Annotated in this window: 17 protein-coding genes and 1 pseudogene; 8 read left to right on the top strand and 10 right to left on the bottom strand. The window is 69.3% G+C overall.

What is annotated here, in order from left to right:
* The first annotated feature begins 152 nt into the window (after positions 1–152).
* Positions 153–1,040 carry a 2OG-Fe dioxygenase family protein gene (locus ACT2CW_RS45115; protein ID WP_445519663.1) on the top strand — a complete coding sequence of 296 codons (888 nt, stop codon included), beginning with the start codon at positions 153–155 and terminating at the stop codon, positions 1,038–1,040.
* A gap of 27 nt (positions 1,041–1,067) precedes the next feature.
* Here ACT2CW_RS45115 and ACT2CW_RS45110 read toward each other — a convergent pair whose 3' ends face one another.
* The 7 genes from ACT2CW_RS45110 to ACT2CW_RS45080 form a co-directional block, all read right to left on the bottom strand.
* On the bottom strand, positions 1,068–1,994 hold the full coding sequence (locus ACT2CW_RS45110) for an NAD-dependent epimerase/dehydratase family protein (protein WP_445519664.1): 927 nt from the start codon (positions 1,992–1,994) through the stop codon (positions 1,068–1,070).
* On the bottom strand, positions 1,991–2,599 hold the full coding sequence (locus ACT2CW_RS45105; protein ID WP_445519665.1) for a dTDP-4-dehydrorhamnose 3,5-epimerase family protein: 609 nt from the start codon (positions 2,597–2,599) through the stop codon (positions 1,991–1,993). The genes ACT2CW_RS45110 and ACT2CW_RS45105 overlap by 4 nt, the downstream gene beginning before the upstream one ends.
* A complete protein-coding gene (locus ACT2CW_RS45100; protein WP_445519666.1) occupies positions 2,596–3,849 on the bottom strand; it encodes an activator-dependent family glycosyltransferase in 1,254 nt (417 codons plus the stop codon). The genes ACT2CW_RS45105 and ACT2CW_RS45100 overlap by 4 nt, the downstream gene beginning before the upstream one ends.
* Positions 3,850–3,863: 14 nt before the next feature.
* Complete coding sequence (locus tag ACT2CW_RS45095; RefSeq protein WP_445519667.1) at positions 3,864–4,649, bottom strand: thioesterase II family protein; 786 nt, start codon at positions 4,647–4,649, stop codon at positions 3,864–3,866.
* A 91-nt stretch (positions 4,650–4,740) separates the two neighbouring features.
* On the bottom strand, positions 4,741–5,718 hold the full coding sequence (rfbB, locus tag ACT2CW_RS45090) for a dTDP-glucose 4,6-dehydratase (RefSeq protein WP_445519668.1): 978 nt from the start codon (positions 5,716–5,718) through the stop codon (positions 4,741–4,743).
* A 12-nt stretch (positions 5,719–5,730) separates the two neighbouring features.
* Complete coding sequence (gene rfbA / locus ACT2CW_RS45085; RefSeq protein ID WP_445519669.1) at positions 5,731–6,603, bottom strand: glucose-1-phosphate thymidylyltransferase RfbA; 873 nt, start codon at positions 6,601–6,603, stop codon at positions 5,731–5,733.
* Positions 6,604–6,627: 24 nt separating this feature from the next.
* The gene (locus ACT2CW_RS45080; RefSeq protein WP_445519670.1) at positions 6,628–6,834 is read right to left on the bottom strand and encodes an MbtH family protein; all 207 of its coding nucleotides are present in this window, start codon (positions 6,832–6,834) and stop codon (positions 6,628–6,630) included.
* Between the two features lie 297 nt (positions 6,835–7,131).
* On the opposite strand from ACT2CW_RS45080, the gene ACT2CW_RS45075 reads away from it, so the two are divergent.
* Together ACT2CW_RS45075 and ACT2CW_RS45070 are read left to right on the top strand one after the other, a co-directional pair.
* Positions 7,132–8,505: an NDP-hexose 2,3-dehydratase family protein gene (locus tag ACT2CW_RS45075; protein ID WP_445519671.1), complete on the top strand. Its 1,374-nt coding sequence runs from the start codon at positions 7,132–7,134 to the stop codon at positions 8,503–8,505.
* On the top strand, positions 8,502–9,521 hold the full coding sequence (locus ACT2CW_RS45070; protein WP_445519672.1) for a Gfo/Idh/MocA family protein: 1,020 nt from the start codon (positions 8,502–8,504) through the stop codon (positions 9,519–9,521). Before ACT2CW_RS45075 ends, ACT2CW_RS45070 begins: the two co-directional genes overlap by 4 nt.
* 136 nt (positions 9,522–9,657) lie before the next feature.
* On the opposite strand, the pseudogene ACT2CW_RS45065 reads toward ACT2CW_RS45070, so the two are convergent.
* Positions 9,658–9,920 (bottom strand): annotated as a pseudogene (locus tag ACT2CW_RS45065) (hemerythrin domain-containing protein); the annotation flags it as partial.
* Between the two features lie 133 nt (positions 9,921–10,053).
* On the opposite strand from ACT2CW_RS45065, the gene ACT2CW_RS45060 reads away from it, so the two are divergent.
* The gene (locus ACT2CW_RS45060) at positions 10,054–10,938 is read left to right on the top strand and encodes an SDR family oxidoreductase (RefSeq protein ID WP_445519673.1); all 885 of its coding nucleotides are present in this window, start codon (positions 10,054–10,056) and stop codon (positions 10,936–10,938) included.
* 268 nt (positions 10,939–11,206) lie between these two features.
* On the opposite strand, the gene ACT2CW_RS45055 is transcribed toward ACT2CW_RS45060, so the two are convergent.
* Positions 11,207–12,043: a SigB/SigF/SigG family RNA polymerase sigma factor gene (locus tag ACT2CW_RS45055; protein WP_445519674.1), complete on the bottom strand. Its 837-nt coding sequence runs from the start codon at positions 12,041–12,043 to the stop codon at positions 11,207–11,209.
* Positions 12,044–12,465: 422 nt separating this feature from the next.
* Between ACT2CW_RS45055 and ACT2CW_RS45050 the strand changes: the two genes are divergently transcribed.
* From ACT2CW_RS45050 to gndA, 4 genes are all read left to right on the top strand, one after another.
* Complete coding sequence (locus ACT2CW_RS45050; protein WP_445519675.1) at positions 12,466–13,389, top strand: SDR family oxidoreductase; 924 nt, start codon at positions 12,466–12,468, stop codon at positions 13,387–13,389.
* 140 nt (positions 13,390–13,529) lie between these two features.
* Complete coding sequence (locus tag ACT2CW_RS45045; RefSeq protein ID WP_445519676.1) at positions 13,530–14,939, top strand: amidase; 1,410 nt, start codon at positions 13,530–13,532, stop codon at positions 14,937–14,939.
* 182 nt (positions 14,940–15,121) lie between these two features.
* Entirely contained in the window at positions 15,122–15,673 is a 552-nt protein-coding gene (locus ACT2CW_RS45040; RefSeq protein ID WP_445519677.1) for a cupin domain-containing protein, read from the top strand.
* Positions 15,674–16,031: 358 nt separating this feature from the next.
* Positions 16,032–17,486 carry an NADP-dependent phosphogluconate dehydrogenase gene (gene gndA, locus ACT2CW_RS45035; protein ID WP_445519678.1) on the top strand — a complete coding sequence of 485 codons (1,455 nt, stop codon included), beginning with the start codon at positions 16,032–16,034 and terminating at the stop codon, positions 17,484–17,486.
* Between the two features lie 84 nt (positions 17,487–17,570).
* On the opposite strand, the gene ACT2CW_RS45030 is transcribed toward gndA, so the two are convergent.
* The gene (locus tag ACT2CW_RS45030; protein WP_445519679.1) at positions 17,571–18,923 is read right to left on the bottom strand and encodes an MFS transporter; all 1,353 of its coding nucleotides are present in this window, start codon (positions 18,921–18,923) and stop codon (positions 17,571–17,573) included.
* Positions 18,924–18,934: the final 11 nt, after the last annotated feature.

Below are 18,934 nucleotides of genomic sequence, written 5' to 3'. Positions count from 1 at the left end.
TCGCAGCCCATTGCCCACCGGGCCGTCGGATGGTAAGTGTGACGGCAGCGCATGCCGAGTCTTCTGGTACCGGCTCGCCGATCCCGTCATCCGGCCAATGAATCCGCCGTATCATCATGGAGGGCACAAAGGGTATGCCGAACTATGACGCCGTGGTTTCCGAGATTACGGAGATACGCTCGACCTATATCCGCGATCGTTTCGCTTTCGTCCCCGGCGCTCAGCTCACCAGGATCGTCAAGGGATTGGGCGCCACAGACGACGACCTCAAGAGCCTCACCACCGTCAGCGACGGGCTGAAGAGCGACCCGACCCTCCCGTTCCGAAAGACCAGGACCGGCCGCTTCGGTTTCGACCCGTCTGCCATGCGGGTGCGGCGGCTCGAATTCCAGCCGTTCATGCTGTCCATGGAGGACGACTTCGTACGGCACGATTCCGGCCAGGTGCGCAACTTCGACGAGATTCAGAACGACCTACAGCTCAACACCGCCCTGCAAGCGCTTCTCGTCTTCAAGTTCATGGTCTTCGAAGGCGTGACGGTCACCCATCGGCCGAAACTCGACTACGACAGCGACCAGTGGATCTGCACCCTGCTCAACGTGAGGACCACCACCGACGGTGACATGATCGGCGAGCCGGCGCTCGAAGGGGTGCACAGCGACGGCGTCGACCACACCATGACGACCTACCTGGGCAGCGAGAACATGACGGACGACAGCGCCGTCACGTTCCTGCACGACATGCGCGAGGTGAACGGCACCCGATGGCACGACACGGACGCCGACCTGATTCGCGCCAAGGCGCAGCACCGTGACTTCCTCGACACATGCCTGATCGTCGACCACGAGAGCAAGCACAGCGTCTCGACCCTGTACGCCGCCGACACGTCGAAGCCCGCCACGCGGGACCTGCTGGCCTTCCTGACCCGCAAGCCGGTGGCCGAAGGGCACCACTCGCACGCCTTCGATTCGCTCGAGCCGCACCGGGAGCTTCCCATGACGGTCGGCCTGCGCCTCCTCGACAGCACACCATCCAGGTAGCGGCCGTGCCGCGTCAGACCGGAAAGGTCACGAGGCGGCCCACAAGTCGCGGAGGGATCGCTCCAGCGGCACCCGCGGGGACCAGCCCAGCCGCCCGCGCGCCAGCCGGATGTCGGCCTGGGTCCACGCGCCGCCCTTGCTGTGTACCGGGGCCTGCCCCTTCCGCACCAGGTGCGGGGGCACCCCCGACACGGAGACGAGAATTCCGGCGAGTTCCCGCATGCTGGTGGCGGTCCCCGACCCGATGTTGATCAGGCGCCCGGTCGCCCGTGTGCCCGCCGCCAGCACCACGGCCTCGGCGATGTCACGTACGTCGACGAAGTCGCGCTGGTCGTCGACGACGGTCAGGGTGAGCGGAGCGTCCTCGCTGGTGGTGCGCAGTTGGGCGGCGAGCCGGCCGAGGAAGCCGTGCAGCGGGGCGCCGGGTCCGCAGCCATTGGTGAGGCGGAGCACACAGCCGTCCACGCGCCCCGCCTCCGTGGCGTCCAGGACGATTCGGCTGCCGGCCAGCTTGGTGCGCGCGTAGAGGCTGCCAGGGGCGGTCGGGTGATCCTCCGCGATGGCCGTGCCCTCCGGGACGGGGCCGTACTCGTGCACGGTGCCGAGCTGTAGCAGCCTCGGCCGTCGGCGGAGCGTCGAGACGGCGCGCACCAGCCGGTCGACGAGCAGGACATGCCCGGCCGTCATCCGTTCCTCGTCGTCCGCCCCGAGGTCGCCCGCCGCGTTGACGACGAGATCGGCGGAGCCCACGGCCTCGGCGATGTCCCCGACCGTCGCGGCTGCCACGTCGAGCGGCAGGAAGCGGGCCCCGGGAGTCGGTTGGGCGGGTTTTCTCGCCACGGCCAGGACGTCATATCCATGTGCGGTCAGCGCTGCGCAGATGTGCCGTCCCAGGAATCCGGTGCCGCCGATGACGACGGCGGAGCCCGCGTGCGCGTCGATCGCGTGGTTCACCGTGCCCCGTCACCCCTGTCCACGTGCAGCGCCCGGCACACCTCGTACGACGGCAGCACGCCGGCGCGGCGGGCCTCGGCCAGCGTCGGCGCGTCCCGGTCACGTGGGGAGACCAGGTACTCCATGCCGTCGGGCCAGGGCAGCCCGAGCGCCGGGTCGAAGGCGTCGACCTCGTGCTCGGCCGCCGGGTCGTACTCCACCGACGTCACATAGGCGGCCACCGTGTCGTCCCGCAGGGCGATGAACGCGTGCCCGAGTCCCTCCGCCAGGTACACCGCACGGCAGGAGTCGGGGTTCAGCCGGGTGCTGTCCCAGCGGCCGAACGTGGGGGAACCGACCCGCAGATCGACCACCACATCGAGCAGCTCCCCGGCGGGGCAGGTCACCACTTTGGCCTGGCCGGGCGGCACATCCTCGTAGTGCACACCCCGGACGACCCCGCGCCGGGAGAAGCTGTGGTGCACCTGACCCAGGCGCAGCGGATACCCCACGGCTTCCGAGAAGGCGGTTTCGGTGTAGTGGGCGACGAACGCGCCGCGCCGGTCGCGGTGAACGTCGGGTACGAACTCGTAGGCGCCGGACACCGCCAGCTCTCGTACCTTCATCGGCGACGCTCCGCGGTGAGGTTTTCCAGTACGGGTACCAGATCGTGTGGGGTGGGCGCGCTCAGGTTCTCCTGGCGCAGGCGCTCGGCTCCGCTCCGGAAGGAGGGGTCCTTGACCAGCCGTTGCACGCTGTCGCGCAGGACGTCGGCCGTCAGCTCGGAGGCGTGAACGGCGAGTCCCGCACCGGCCTCGGACAGGCTTGTCGCTCTGTTCCACCAGTCGCCGTAGCGGATGGTGGGGATGAACTGGGGTACGGCGTTGGCGAGTGCGGTGCTCCAGGAGCCGAAGCCGCCGTAGTGGACGACGGCCGAGGCAGTGGGAAGCAGGGCGTGCAGGGGGACGAAGTCGACGATACGGGTGTTGCCGGGGACCTTGACGAGCTTCTCGGCCTCGTCGGGCGGCAGCGTGGCCACCACGTCGACGTCCATGTCGCCCAGCGTGTCGATCATGTCGGGGATCGGGAGGAGGGTGCCGCCGACCACGGCATGCGCGGAGATGCCGGGCGTCAGGACGACGCGCGGGCGCTCGGGTGGCTCGTGCACCCAGTCCGGGATCTCACAGGGTCCGTTGTAGGGGAGGTAGCGGACCGGTATCCGCTCCACCGTCAGCGGAAACTGGAGGCTGGTGGGTACCTGGTCGATGGTCCACTGGCCGACCACGACCTCTTCGTCGAACGAGCTGCCGTAGCGGCTGAGGTGCTTGCCGAGCCAGTCGGCCATCGGGTCTTCACGGCGCTCCCGCGGGCGTTCCGCCTGGCGCTGGAGGAAGACGTCGCGCATCGCGGAGTGGTTGTCGAAGCACCACAGCAGCCGGGCGTGGGCGGCGCCGACGACGCGCGCCGCCACCGGCCCCGCGTAGCTGAGGGGTTCCCAGATGACCAGGTCGGGTCGCCAGCGGCGGGCATACGCGACCAGGTCGGGGATCATGGGGTCGTTGTAGACCTGGTGCGAGAACATGACGCTGACTCTGAGCTTCGCCAGCGCCTGCTCCCACGAGTGCGCCTCGAGGGTCGGGTTGGACCAGTCGGAAAGCGGGTTCTCCAGCGAGCCGCGGTTCCGCGCCAGCATGTCGTGGAAGTTGTGGTCCTCGCCGACGGAGACCGCGGTCAGGCCCATGCTCTTGATGGCGTCCACCAGCGCGGGGCTGCTGGCGACTTGGACGTCGTGGCCCGCGACGGCCAGGGACCACGCGAGCGGCACCATGGACAGCAGATGTGACCTGTCGGAGAGCGTCACGAAAAGTACACGCATCGTCGGGTTCTCCCTCAGCCGATGGTCTGTCCGCCGCGGGTCCGCGCCGCACTCAGGGTGTCCGTGATCGCCGCGGCCACCGCTGTCCCGTGCTCGGCGACATAGAAGTGGCCGCCGGGGAACACCCGCAGGTCGAAGCCGCCCGCGGTGTGCTCCCGCCAGCCCGCCGCCTCCTCGACCGAGACGTGGTCGTCGGCTTCGCCGGTGAGTGCGACGATGTCGCACCGCAGCGCCGTGCCGGGCTCCGTCTGGTAGGTCTCGGACGCCTTGTAGTCGCTGCGGATCGACGGCAGGGCCAGTTGCAGCAGTTCGCGTTCGTCGAGGATCTGCGCGTCGGTGCCACTGAGCCGTCGCAGCTCGGCGACGAGCCCGGCGTCGTCGAGACGGTGGATGTCCCGGCCGCGCTGGAGCGAAGGCGCGGGCCTGGCGGAGGCGAAGAGCGCCAGGGGTGTGGTCCCCAGCTCTCGTTCGAGCAGCATGGCCAGTTCGAATCCGACGGCGGCGCCCATGCTGTGGCCGAACAGCGCGACGGGACGCTCGGCGGCGAGCGGCTTCAGCACGTCGAAGACGGCCCGCGCCATCTCGGGGACGCTCTCGACGCACGGCTCGCTCAGCCGGTCCTGTCGCCCCGGGTACTGGACGGCCAGGGCCTCCACGGTCGAAGGCAGCAGCTCGGAGAGCGGGAAGTAGAAACTCGCGGTTCCCCCGGCGTGCGGCAGACACACCAGGCTGATATCGGCCTCCGAGTTCGGATGGAACCTGCGGAACCACCGGCTCTCACCGGTAGCGGGCAACGCCATGGCTCTTGTCATTCCCTTCTCTGGTGTTTCTGTCCGCTCGTGGACGAGAGGTTCCCTCAGCTTCGAGAGTTTCCTTCCGCGCGCCCACCCACTATCCGCTCACCTTCAGTGGCTCCCACCAATCGCGTCGCCCCGCATACCATTTCACGGTGTCCGCCAGGCCCTCCTCGAGGGACACGGCGGGCTGGTAGCCGAGTTCGCCGGAAATCTTGGTGATGTCCAGCGAATAGCGACGGTCATGCCCCTTTCTGTCCGGCACCTTCCGCACCATCGACCAGTCGGCACCGAGCAATTCGAGTATTCTCTCCGTGAGCTCCCGGTTGGCCAGTTCCGTACCGCCGCCGATGTTGTACACCTCCCCCGCCAGTCCCCTTTCCGCGACCAGGGCGACGCCCCGGCAGTGGTCTTCGACGTGCAACCAGTCCCGCACGTTCGCGCCGTCGCCGTACAGCGGCACCGGCTCACCATCCATGAGGTTGGTGATGAACCGCGGGATGGCCTTCTCCGGATGCTGGTAAGGACCGTAATTGTTTGCGCACCGGGTCACGCACACGGGAAGCCCGTGGGTGCGGTAAAAGGCCCGTGCCAGGAGATCGGACGATGCCTTGGACGCGGAATAGGGAGAGTTGGGATCGAGTGGTTCGTGCTCGGTCCAGGAACCCCGGTCGATAGAGCCGTACACCTCGTCCGTGGAGACATGGACGAATTTCGCCACCTCGGCTTCGGCCGCCGCCTCGAGGAGCGTGTGGGTGCCCAGTACATTGGTCCTGACGAACTCCTCGGCGCCCGCTATGGAACGGTCGACGTGCGATTCGGCGGCGAAGTGGACCACCTGGTCGGCCCCGCGCAACAGGTCGTTGACGAGCGCCGCGTCGCAGATGTCACCCCGCACGAAGCGCAGCCGGGGACTGGCGGCAACCTCCGCCAGGTTGGCCTCGTTGCCGGCGTAGGTGAGCTTGTCGACCACCACCACCTCCGCGTCCACCAGGGCCTCGTACGCCCCCGTCAGTGCCTGGCGGACGAAGTGCGAGCCGATGAAACCCGCACCGCCAGTCACGACTATGCGCATGAGTTCTTCCCCTCAGCGGTTTTCGGCCGTGATGTCCATAAGGTACTTTCCGTAGTCCGTATGCCGCAGTTGTTCGCCGAGCCCGTAACAGGCCGCGGCGTCGATGTACCCCATGCGGAAGGCGATCTCTTCGAGACAGGCGATCCGCACTCCTTGGCGCTGTTCGAGGAGCTGGACGTACTGTCCGGCCTGGAGCAGCGAATCGTGCGTTCCGGTGTCGAGCCAGGCGAAGCCGCGGCCGAGGCTGATCAGCCTGGCCTTCCCGCGCTCCAGATAGACCCGGTTGACGTCGGTGATCTCCAGTTCGCCGCGCTCGGACGGCCGGATGTTCTTGGCGATGTCCACGACGTCGTTGTCATAGAGATAGAGTCCGGTGATCGCCAGATTTGACGTGGGCTCCGCCGGCTTCTCCTCCAGGTGGATCAGCCGGCCCCGCTCGTCCATGGTGCCAACGCCATAGCGCTCCGGGTCCTTGACCGGATAGCCGAAGAGCACGCAGCCGTCGATGCTGCCTGCCTCCCGGTGCAGCATCCTCGAAAAACCGGGACCGTGGAAGATGTTGTCCCCGAGCACGAGTGCCACGGGATCGTCCCCGATGAATTCCGCACCGATGACGAAGGCTTCGGCGATGCCGTTCGCCGCACGCTGCTCGGCGTACTCGATCGACATCCCCAGTTGGCTGCCGTCGCCCAGGAGCACACGGAACAGGTCCAGATGGCGCGGAGTCGATATGACGAGGATTTCCCTGATCCCGCCGAGCATGAGCACCGACAGCGGGTAGTAGACCATCGGCTTGTTGTAGACGGGCAGGATCTGCTTCGACACCGCATGCGTCAAAGGATGCAGCCGGGTACCGCTCCCGCCCGCGAGGACTATCCCCTTCATGCCGTAACACGCGCCGAGGGCGGCTCAGCCGCCCATCGCCTCGATCAGGCTCTTGGGTCGCATATCCGTCCAGTTCTCCTCGATGTACGCCAGGCACGCTGCACGAGTGTCCTTGCCGTGGGCGATATGCCAGCCGTCGGGCACGTCCGCGAAGGCGGGCCACAGCGAATGCTGCCCCTCGTCGTTGACCAGCACCAAGAACTCGGCGTCGGGGTCGTCGAAAGGATTCACGCCAGTCTCTGCCTCTCATGCCGTCCTGCGGTGGACAGGCCACCTGAATGCCACCATCCTCACGTGCCCCGGCGGGAGGGGCGTCCGCGAGAGCCACAGTTACAGGTCCCAGCACACCCTGAACCGGTGCCAGGCAAACCCTCCTATGGCACTCTTGCTGCGCAACAGCCGCCGCAAGATCCGCCCTTCGTACCCACAGTTGGGTGGCGGCGCGGTGCCGATGTCGCGCACCACGCCGCCCGCGGATCGCCGAGCGCTCGGCGGCCGTGTTTCCCGGAACGAGTAGAGGCGGAGTCGATGACCGCGACAGGTCTGATGTTGCCGTCCCGCACCGCGGAACCCCGTAGCGTGTCGAGGCTTGCCGCCTCCGCCGCCGCGGTCGACGGCGGGGTGATGAGCAACCCGGAGGTACTGGCGTGGCTCGACAGACGTCGTCGCGAGCACGCGCAGCGAGTGGAGCGGGTGCCGTTCGCCGCCTTGCGCGGCTGGGGCTTCGACGAACGGACGGGCGATCTGCGGCACGCGAGCGGACGGTTCTTCTCGGTGCACGGGCTGCGGGTGCGATCGGACTTCGGTCCGGTGTCCGCATGGTCGCAGCCGATCATCCGACAGCCGGAGATCGGCCTTCTCGGCATCGCGCTGCGCGACTTCGACGGTGTGCCGCATCTGCTGATGCAGGCGAAACCCGAGCCGGGGAACGTCAACGGCGTACAGCTGTCGCCGACCGTGCAGGCGACCAAGAGCAACTACTCCCGGGTGCACGGTGGTTCCGCCGTCCCCTATCTGAGGCTCTTCCGCCGCGCGGCGCCCGAATCCGTCGTCGCGGACGTTCTCCAGTCGGAACAGGGCTCGTGGTTCCTGCGCAAGCGCAACCGCAACATGATCGTGGAGGTCGGCCCCGAGGCCGAGGCGGATGAGGACTTCGCCTGGCTGACGCTGGGACAAGTCCACGCGCTGCTGCGGCAGGACAACCTGATCAACATGGACGCGCGGACCGTCCTGTCCTGCCTTCCGGACTGGCGGCAGGAGGACACCCGGCGGGCGCTCCACGCGGACCGGGAGATCCGTAGCTGGATCACGCGGCGGCGGGCCGAGCACGAGGTCGAGGTGGTGCCGATCGGCCTCGCGGAGACCGCGGGCTGGCACCTTACCGCGGACGAGGTGGCCCATGAGCGGGCGCTGTACTTCAAGGTGGTGGCGGTCGACGTCTCCTCGCGCCGGCGTGAGGTGCCCTCCTGGTCCCAGCCGCTGCTCGAACCGCACGGCACCGGAGTCGTGGCCCTGTTCGTCCGCCGGGTCGACGGTGTACCGCACGCGCTGCTGCGGGCGCGGGCGGAGCCGGGATTCCTCGATGTGGTCGAGCTCGGCCCCACGGTGCAGTGCGTGCCGGAGAACTACGCCCATCTGCCCGCGGCCGACCAGCCGCCCTATCTCGCCGAGGCACTGGCCCGCGCCGATGGCGCCGCCTACGACGTGGTCCTGTCGGAGGAAGGCGGCCGGTTCCGGAACGCCCAGAGCCGTTACCTGATCATCGAGGCGGAGAGCGACCTCCCCACCGTATCGGACGATTTCCGTTGGGTGACACCATGTCAGTTGGACGAACTGCTCCACTACAGTCATCACGTGAACGTGCAGGCCAGGACCCTGGTGGCGGCGCTGCGGGCGTTGTGAGCCCGGCCGGGGTCCGGCCGTTGCGGCTGGGGGCGCTCGCCACGTCGTCGATCGCCCGCAGGCGCGTGCTGCCCACCGCGGTGAACATGCCGGAGGTCGATCTCATCGCGGTCGCCGGCCGGTCCGTGGAGAAGGCGGGCCGTTTCGCCGAGCAATTCGGCTGTGCGGCGGAGACGGACTACGCCGCGCTGCTGAACCGCCCGGACGTGGAGGCGGTGTACATCTCGACACCCACGGCGCTGCACCGCGCATGGGCAGACCGCGCGCTGCGCGCCGGCAAGCATGTGCTGATCGAGAAGCCGATCGGGGTGAACGCCGACGAGGCACGCCAGTTGTACTCCCTCGCGCGGGAGCGCGGTCTGGTGCTGCGGGAGAACTTCATGTTCCCGCACCATCCGCAGCACGCGTTCGCCGCGGACCTGGTGCGACGCGGACGGATCGGCACGCCGAGCACGTTCCAGGCGTCCTTCTGCATTCCGCCGCTCCCCGCTGACGACATCCGGTACGCACCCGGCCTCGGCGGCGGGGCGCTGCTCGACGTGGGCGTCTATCCGTTGCGCGCCGCGGCGCTGCTGCTGGGGCCCGGGCCGCGGGTGGCGGGCGCGACGCTGCGCACGCGCGCCTCGGACGGGCTCGACCTGTCGGGGCAGGCCTTGCTGATCTCGCCTTCCGGGGTACTGGCCCACGTGACGTTCGGCTTCGAGCACGTGTACGCGTCGTCGTACACGCTGTGGGGAGACCGGGGCCGACTGTCGGTGACGCGCGCGTTCACTCCGCCCGCGGCTCATCAGCCGGTGCTGGTGCTGGAGGAGCAGGACCACGAGGAGCGGTTCACGCTGCCGGCGTCGGACCAACTGCGCGTCTGTCTCCAGGACTTCGTGGCCGCGGTGCGCGGGGGCGATGTGGGCGAGGGGAGCGCGGAGGCCGACAAGCGAAGAGACGCGGTCGCCGTGTTGGAGTGCGTGGATGAAGTGCGCAGACAGGCCGTGCGCGTCATGACCGATGACCGTCCGTAGGGGCTGGCCGCGGCGAGCGGCGAGGAGCGGAGGGAGTCGGACATCTGGCGGCGCGGTGCTACGGCTCGATGTGGTGTCAGACTCCGCCCACTCTCCCTCGGCGCGCCGCGCCACGGTGGCCGCGGACCCGCCGCGCTTACTTGCCGCGCCCGGTGACGAAGTCGCGGGCTCGGTCCACCAGCCCCGCTCCGGGGGCGAGCAGCTTGTTACCCGGCGGGGTGTCCGGAGCGCTGGGATGCGGCCGGGTGGGGGCGGTCTTCTTCGCGCGACGGACCTTCTCCCCCCGACGCGGGAATGGTCGGCGATCTCCTTGTCGGCGACCGCGTCTCCTCCGGCCAGGTGACGGCGGACGGCGGGATAGAGATGCTCTTCCTCAGCGACTGAATGTCGCACCAATTCGCGTCACGGCCGGGTTCCCTCCGATTCCCATCCGCTAACAAGCCTGCCGCCAGGGTTTCGGACGTCCGATGGTTTGCATGTGTTGCCGAGGGGAACTCAGGGCACCCGATCTTCTGGTTTCGGAGGCCATCACATGAGCGGACAGGACCAGCGTCATCCAGGGAAGCGCTACCCTCAGCCCGAATTTCCGCAGCAGGACCAATCCCATCCCGGCGCCACGGACCACATGGAGCCGCGGCCCGACCACGGAGAAGGCAGCTACCAGGGCCATGGCCTGTTGGACAACCGACATTCTCTGATCACCGGCGGCGACTCCGGGATCGGGCGGGCCGTAGCCCTCGCATTCGCCCGTGAGGGCGCCGACGTCGTTTTCAGCTATCTGCCCGAGGAAGAGAAAGACGCCCAGGAGACGGCACGTCTGATCAAAGAGGCCGGGCGCCGCGCCGTTCCGGTGCCCTGCGACATCCGCGACGAATCCGAGTGCGGGAAATTGGTGGCGCAAGCGGTCGACGCCTTCGGCTCGATCGACATCCTCGTCAACAATGCCGCCTTCCAAATGGCACAGTCGGGAGGGCTCGAAGACATCACCACCGAGCAATTCGACCGCGTGATGCGCACGAATCTGTACGGGATGTTCTGGCTCTGCAAGATGTCCCTGCCGCATATCCCGGAAGGCGGCAGCATCATCAATACCACCTCGGTGCAGGCGTACAAGCCCAGCCCTCATCTGCTCGACTACGCCACGACCAAGGGCGCCATCGTGACCTTCACGCAGGGCCTGGCCGGCAACCTGGCGGAACGCGGCATCCGGGTGAACGCCGTGGCCCCCGGCCCGGTGTGGACGCCGCTGATCCCCGCCACCTTGCCCGACACCTCGCAATTCGGCGAGCAAAGCCCCCTGGGGCGTCCGGGCCAGCCGGCCGAGATGGCCCCCGCGTACGTTTTCCTGGCCTCACAGCAGGCCAGCTACATCACCGCCGAAATCCTCAACGCCACCGGCGGCACGCCCCTGCCCTAGCTGCCTACTTCATGTCTCGACGCCCAGATCGCAGGGCGACCATTTGGCCACTCACCTTCGGCCGCCCGCTGGAACTGCTCGGACTGCCCTGACCTGCAACGCGACCTGATCAAACGGTGGGCCCGGCCGGTGCCGGGCCCACAGGGCGTTTCTCAGGTGTCGGGGATGAGGAGGGAGTCGTCTTCGGTGCGGGCGCCGGGGAGTTGGTGGCGGGCGGCGATCACGCTGCGCTGCTCGGCGCCCGGCGCCCGGTGCCGGGCGCCGGGCATCAGGCGGCGGCCGGGATCGGCTGGGGCCGCGGCTCGGTCTCGACCTGTTCGCGGATGTCGTGGCAGCTGCGGGAGATGAGACGCGAGACATGCATCTGGGAGATGCCCAGCTCATCGGCGATGCGCGCTTGGGTCATATCGCGGAAGAACCGCAGGTACAGGATGTGCTGCTCCCGCTCCGGAAGCCGGTGCAGGCAGGGCTTGACCGCTTCGCGGTCGAGGACCGTCTCGTAGCGGGCCTCGGGCCGGCCGAGGGTGTCGGCCAGGGAGTAGCCGTCATCCGCACCCGTCAGCTCGGCGTCCAGGGAAAGGGAGCGGTAACTGCCGAGGGCCTCCATGCCGGTGAGCACGTCCTCCTCGTTCATACCGGCGGCCTCGGCGACCTGCGCCACGGTCGGGGAGCGGCCGGCGCCTTCGGTGGCGGCCATCTCCTGGACGGTGGCGCGGACCTTGTTGCGCAGCTCCTGCACCCGCCGGGGAACGTGCAGGGCCCAACTGTGGTCGCGGAAGTACCGCTTGAGCTCCCCGACGATCGTGGGGATGGCATACGGCTCGAACGCGCCGCCGCGCCGCGCGTCGTAGCGGTCGACGGCCTTGACCAGGCCCATCGCCGCGACCTGTTCCAGGTCCTCCAGGTTCTCTCCGCGGTTGCGGTAGCGGTGGGCGAGGCGGTGGGCCATCGGCAGCCAGGCCGCCACCAGCTCCTCCACCAGCACCTCGCGCTCGGGCCCATCGGAGGCCGCGGCCAGCCGCTCGAAGTCGGCCTGGGTGTCAGGGGCGTCGTCGTGAGAGTGGCGGGCACGTGCGGGTGCGGGTGCGGTGATCATCGGTGTCATCTCTGCTCCCTGCTCGTTGCTGTCCAGCAGCGCGGAAGCCCAGCGCGGCACATCTGGGGTTCACAGCGCGTTACGCGCGGCTCCCGCGGGGTGTGCCTGCTTTCCGAAGCACCTCGGTTGCTGACTCTTCTAGCCCCGCGCACTGATGTCAAACCGTTGTGTTCCAGTGCTTGGCAACTTCACTCGCATCCCGCAGACGCTTCGGAACGAGCTGAGGGGCGAGCTGGATGAGCGGCCGTGCGGCCAGGGTTCCGTGCCGTCTGGGCCGGTTTCGCCGTCCCCGCCTGCTGAGATACCTCCCCCGGCCGTTTCGTACGCGCCGCCCCGGGCACCCGCCCACCCTGCTTCGGCAACACCGCGTGGTCGCGTGGCAGCCCGGCTGCCACGGCCGCCGAAACCGCCCCGTCAGAGGAGGGATGGCCGTGCAAGAACGAGACGCCACGAAGACCGCCGCGTACGAGACCGCGCCTCAGGTCGTGTCGGAGCCCACACCTCGGTTCCGCGCGCTGAAACAGGAGCCCCCCGGCCTCGAGCGGGACATGGACCCCCGCCCTCGCTACCGGGCCGAAAACTACAGGGCATCCGGCAAGCTGACCGGCAAGGTGGCCCTGATCACCGGTGGTGACTCCGGGATCGGCCGCGCCGTCGCCCTGCTCTACGCACGCGAAGGCGCCGACGTCGCCATCGTCTACCTCCCCTACGAACAGCCGGACGCCGAGGAAACGCAACGCGTCGTGGAAGAACAGGGCCGCACATGCCTGCTCCTCCCCGGAGACCTGTGCGACCCCGACTTCTGCCGCGAGGTCGTCGAACAGACGGTGCGGAGGTTCGGCCGCCTGAACATCCTGGTCAACAACGCGGCCTACCTGAACAGCAAGCTGGAGCTGGAACAACTGACCGCGGAGGACTGGGACCGCACCTTCAAGACCAATGTGTACGCCTACTTCCACCTGGTCATGGCGGCCCTGCCGCACCTCGAGCCGGGCGATGCGGTCATCGCCACCGCCACCGAGGAAGCTCTCAAGGGCAGCACCACGATGATCGACTACGCGGCGTCCAAGGCGGCTCTGGTCGCCTTCACCAAATCCATCGCCCCCCACCTGGCCGAGCGGGGAGTCCGCGCCAACATCGTCGCACCGGGGCCCACTTGGACCGCCCTCAACAACTCCGACGATCACATGCCACGCGAAGGCCTCGCCGATCTCGGCAGCGAGGCGCCCCTTGGCCGCCCGGCCCAGCCGGAGGAAATCGCGCCGGCGTACGTCTACCTCGCCTCGGACGCGGATTCGAGCTATACGGTGGGCGAAGTGATCGCCGTGACGGGCGGAATCGTGGACACCCGCTGAGACCCGCCACATGTCCGGATGATCTGGGCGCTGCCGCCCTGCTTGACCGGATGGGAATCGGCGCCCACGGCGGTTACATCTTCGCGCTCGCCGACGTCATAGTGTGGACATCCCGTGCGGCAGACGAAGGGTGGAGGAGTGTGGACGGGCTTCATCACCGGGACGCGACCGAACTGGCTGAGCTGATCCGGACACGGCAGGTGTCGGCGGTCGAGGTGGTGCAGGCGCATCTGGACCGGATGGCCGAGGTCAACCCACGGCTGAACGCGGTGGTGACGGTGCTCGCCGAACAGGCACTCGCCGCGGCGCGGGCCGCCGATGAATCGGTCAAGGCCGGTGCCTCCCTCGGGCCCCTGCACGGTGTGCCCTTCACGGTCAAGGACGCGCTGGACGTCGCGGGCGTCGTGACCACGCGCGGCTCCGTGTTGTTCCGCGATCACCTCGCGGCTGCGGACGCGACCTCGGTAGCGCGGCTTCGGGCAGCCGGTGCCATTCCGCTGGCCAAGACGAACCTGCCCGAGTTCTCCTACTGGACCGAAACCGACAACCTGCTCGTCGGCCGGGCCCGCAACCCCTGGGATGCCGAGCGCACACCCGGCGGTTCCAGCAGCGGAGAGTCGGCCGCGATCGCCGCCGGGATGTCACCGCTCGGGCTCGGCAGCGATGTCGCCATCTCGGTGCGGGGCCCAGCACACGACACGGGGATCGTCGCCCTGAAGGCGACCCGGGGAAGAATCCCGATCACCGGACACTGGCCCGAAGTCCCCCGTCGGTACTGGCACGTCGGCCCGATGGCGCGCAGCGTGCGGGACATCGTGACCGCGTTGCGCATTCTTTCCGGGCCTGACGGCGTGGATGGCGACGTGCGGCACTCACCACCCCACACCGACGCCCCGAAGGAGGTGGCCGGGCTGCGCGTCGGCTGGATGGCCGAGCCCGGATTCGGTCCGGTGGACCGGGAGGTGGCGGCCACGGTGGCGGCCGCTGCCGAGGCGCTGCGCGGCATCGGCTGCACCGTCGAACCCGCTCCCCTGGGAACGTTGGAGACGATCGACGGCACCGCGCTGAGCGCCGTCCTGTATACCGCGGAGACGGTGCCGTACTTCCGGCGGGCCGCCGCCGGCCGCGAGTCCGAGCTGCACACCGTCATCCAACGCACGCTCTCGGATCCGGAGGTGACGTCGGCCGACTACATCGCCGCGCAACAACGAGTCGAGGCGCTCAGTTCGCTGTTCGCCGGATACTTCGAGCGCTACGACGCGCTGCTGTGCCCCGTGTGCCCGGTGCCGGCCCCGCTCCATGCGCAGCCGACGTTGCTCGTCGGGGACCGGACGGTACCGGCGCGCGGCATCATGCGCGCCACCGTGCCGTTCAACCTCACCGGCTTGCCCGCGCTGTCGTTGCCGTTCGGGGCCACCGGCGACAAGCTGCCGATCGGTGTCCAGCTCGTCTCACGCTGGTACGACGAGTCGACCGTCCTGCGTCTGGGCGCGGCACTCGAGTCGGTCAGTCCCGTCCGCCACCGCTCCCCCGACCTCGCCCGCCCCTGACCCCCGGTTCGCGCCGCTCCTCCGGCCGTTCGCCCCGGGTTCGGGCCGACGTCGCTCAGTGGCCGGTCAGCGCCCGCGCGCCGAGTTGGCGGCTGGCTCATGTGTGGAACGATACCCATCCGGTATCGACACCACGGAAGGGGTCTTGGACACTCACGGCCCCCCGGCAGTGGAATGACGGCGTGACCGATGAACCGAAGATCAGTGAGCCGAATGCCGACCCCGCCGTATCGGTGGTCGGCCCGGGCGACGGTGAGACGATCGTCCTGGGCACCACGCGACTGCGCATCCTCGAGGACGGCAGCAACACCGGGCACCGCCTCGGGCTCGCCGAATCCGTCCTCGCACCGCACACGCCCGGACCGCCGCAGCACCGCCACGCCCAGCACGACGAGGGTTTCTACGTCATCTCCGGCACGGTGCGATTCACGGTCGGAGAGCAGGACTACGACGCGACGGCGGGCACGCTCGTGATGGTCCCTCCCGGCGCCCCGCACACCTTCGCCAACGTGACCGACCAACCAGCCGTCATGCTCAGCACATTCACACCGGACCTGTATGTGCAGTACTTCCGGGACCTTCAGGACATGATCACCGGCGGCCAGGCGCTGACCCCGCAGGCGAACCTCCAGGTGATGAGCCGTTACGCCACCGAGCCGGCCACCGACTTCGCCCAGAGGGCGGAAGGGACGACGTGGTCGCCCGCGACTGGTGACTCCGGACGGGAATCATGATCATCACCTATTGGATCGTCGCCGGCCTGCGGCTCGGCCAGGGTGCCGCGCGGGATGCCCGCCCGGTGGCGTCCGAGGGTCCGACGACGAGTGAGCGCCGGGAGCCGGCAGCCCATGGGACTTCGCTCTGGACAACGCCAGAGGGCCCCTTGTGGAGATCTCACAATCCGGGCTCCCGCCTGGGCGAGAGAAAAATGAGACACCTTGGCCGCTTTCCTCGGACACTCGTCCGCCGTCGCGCACATCGTGCAACTATGGCCGGGCGATATCCGGCTGATCGACGGGGAAGATCCTCGCTCCCCTCGGCGTTGCTGCCTCGCATAAGGATTCGATGCGCGTGACAGGAGTGGAACACCGTATGCCCAGCCCTTCCACCGTCCAGCCCACCGCCCAGATCGGCGTCACAGGGCTCGCCGTCATGGGTAGCAACCTCGCCCGCAACTTCGCCCGGCACGGGCACACCGTCGCTCTCCACAACCGCACGTTCGCCAAGACCAAGGCGTTGATGGAGGAGCACGGCCACGAGGGGAACTTCGTGCCGGCGGAGAGCGCCGAGGAGTTCGTCGCCTCGCTCCAGCGGCCCCGGCGGCTGATCATCATGGTCAAGGCGGGTGCGCCCACCGATGCCGTCATCGAGGAGTTCGCACCCCTCCTCGAAGAGGGCGACGTGATCATCGACGGGGGCAACGCCCACTTCGAGGACACCCGGCGCCGGGAGAAGTCCCTGCGCGAGCGCGGGCTGCACTTCGTGGGCACCGGCATCTCCGGCGGCGAGGAGGGCGCGCTCAACGGGCCCAGCATCATGCCCGGCGGATCGGTGGAATCCTACAAGTCCCTCGGTCCGCTGCTGGAGTCCATCTCCGCCAAGGTGGACGGCACGCCGTGCTGCACCCACATCGGCCCGGACGGCGCCGGCCACTTCGTGAAGATGGTGCACAACGGCATCGAGTACGCGGACATGCAGCTCATCGCCGAGTCGTACGACCTGCTGCGGCGGGCGCTCGGCATGTCGCCCGGTGAGATCGCAGAGGTGTTCCGCACCTGGAACGGCGGCCGCCTGGAGTCGTATCTGATCGAGATCACCGCCGAGGTGCTCGGGCACACCGACGCCGCCACCGGCAAGCCGTTCGTGGACGTGGTGCAGGACCAGGCGGAGCAGAAGGGCACCGGCCGCTGGACCGTGCAGACCGCGCTGGACCTGGGCGTGCCGGTGAGTGGGATCGCCGAGGCGGTGTTCGCCCGCTCGCTGTCCGGCCACGCGGAGCTGCGGGACGCCTCGCAGGGGCTGCCGGGGCCGTCCGGCAAGGGGCTCACGGGGGCCGCCGCGGAGCGGTTCGCCGACGATGTCGAGCAGGCGCTGTACGCCTCGAAGATCGTGGCGTACGCGCAGGGCATCCACCAGATCGAGGCGGGCAGCCAGGAGTACGGCTGGGACATCGACCCCGGGGCGGTCGCGCGGATCTGGCGCGGTGGCTGCATCATCCGGGCGCGGTTCCTGAACCGGATCACCGAGGCGTACGCCAAGGACCGCAAGCCCGTCACGCTGCTGACCGACGACCACTTCGCCGAGGCGCTGGGCGCGGCGCAGGACGCCTGGCGGCGGGTGGTGGCCACCTCGGTCGAGTTGGGCGTACCGGCCCCGGGCTTCTCGGCGGCGCTGGCGTACTACGACGCGCTGCGCTCGGAGCGGCTGCCCGCCGCGCTGGTCCAGGGGCAGCGGGACTTCTTCGGTGCGCACACCTACCGGCGGGTGGACCGCGAGGGTTCGTTCCACACGCTGTGGGGCGGCGACCGCGACGAGCGTACGGCCTGAGGGCCGCGACGGCCGTGCCCCCGCCCAGGATTCCGGCGGGGGCACGGCCGTCGTGCGTTCGCCTGCCCGAGCGCGGCCGCGTCGTCAGGGCGTGTAGCGGCGGAACGCGGGCACCGCGACGGCGAGCCCGAGTGTGCTGACGGCCACCAGCAGCCCGCCCGCGGCGACCGCCGCGCGGGTCCCGAGGAGCGAGCCCGCGGTGCCGTGCAGCAGATCGGCGATGCGCGGGCCGCCCGCCACCACCACGGTGAACACACCCTGCATCCGGCCGCGCATGTCGTCGGTGGCTGCGGCCTGGAGGATCGTCCCGCGGAAGACCATCGAGACCATGTCGGCCACGCCCGCGAGGGCGAGGAAGGCCACCGCCCACCACAGGTTGAGGCTGAGCCCGAATCCGGTGATGGCCACGCCCCAGGCCACCACGGCGGCGATGACCATCAAGCCGTGGCGGCGGGCGCGGGAGAAGGTGCCGGAGAGCAGACCGCCGGCCACCGCGCCGAGCGGGATCGCCGCGAAGAGCAGGCCGAGCGCGAACCCCTCGCCCCAGGGCGCGTAGGTGTGCGCGGCGAGTTGGGGGAAGAGCGCGCGGGGCATGCCGAAGACCATGGCGATGATGTCGGCGAGGAACGACATCAGCAGGATGCGGTGGGCGGCGATGTACCGGAAGCCGTCGACCACATCGCGCCATCCGCCCCGCCGCGCGCCGCCCTCGGCGCCCGTGGCGCCCTCGGTGAGGGGCGGCAGCGCGGGCAGCCGCCAGACGGCCCACAGGGTGACGCACAGCGCCACGGCGTCGATGAGGTAGAGCGCGGGCAGGCCGAGGACGGGGATCAGGGCGCCCGCGAGCAGCGGGCCGAGGATCATGCCGGTCTGGGCGACGGTGGACTGGAGGGCGCCCGCGGCGGGCAGTTCGTCGGCGGGGACGAGACGGGCGACGGAGGCGCTGCGGGCCGGGGAGTTCATGCCGAAGAAGCCCTGCTGGACGGCGAGCAGCACCATGAGCAGCGCCACCGAGTCCAGACCGGCGAAGGACTGCGCCCAGAACAGCACCGAGGTGACGGCGATGCCCACGTTGGTGACAAGCATCAGGGTGCGCCGGTCCATCCGGTCGGCCACCACCCCGCCCCACAGCGCGAAGACCACCAGCGGGAGGAGTCCGGCGAAGCTGGCGTAGCCGACCCACGCCGACGAGCCGGTGATGTCGTAGATCTGCTTGGGCACGGCGACGGCGGTGAGCTGGCTGCCGATGGCGGTGACGGTGGTGGAACTCCACAGCCGGCGGAAGGGGCGGTGGCGCAGCGGCCGGATGTCCATCACCCAGCGGCGCCAGCCGGGTCTCGGCGGCGGGGCGGCGTCGGTGTCCCCGGCGCCGAGGGGCGCGTCATCGTCGGCGGCGGTGGGTTCTATGTCGTCGTCGCTGCTTCGAGCGGTCTCCACGGCTGGTTCGA

This window comes from Streptomyces sp. NEAU-174 (genome assembly GCF_052665095.1).
This window is presented reverse-complemented; position numbering and strand designations above follow the sequence as displayed.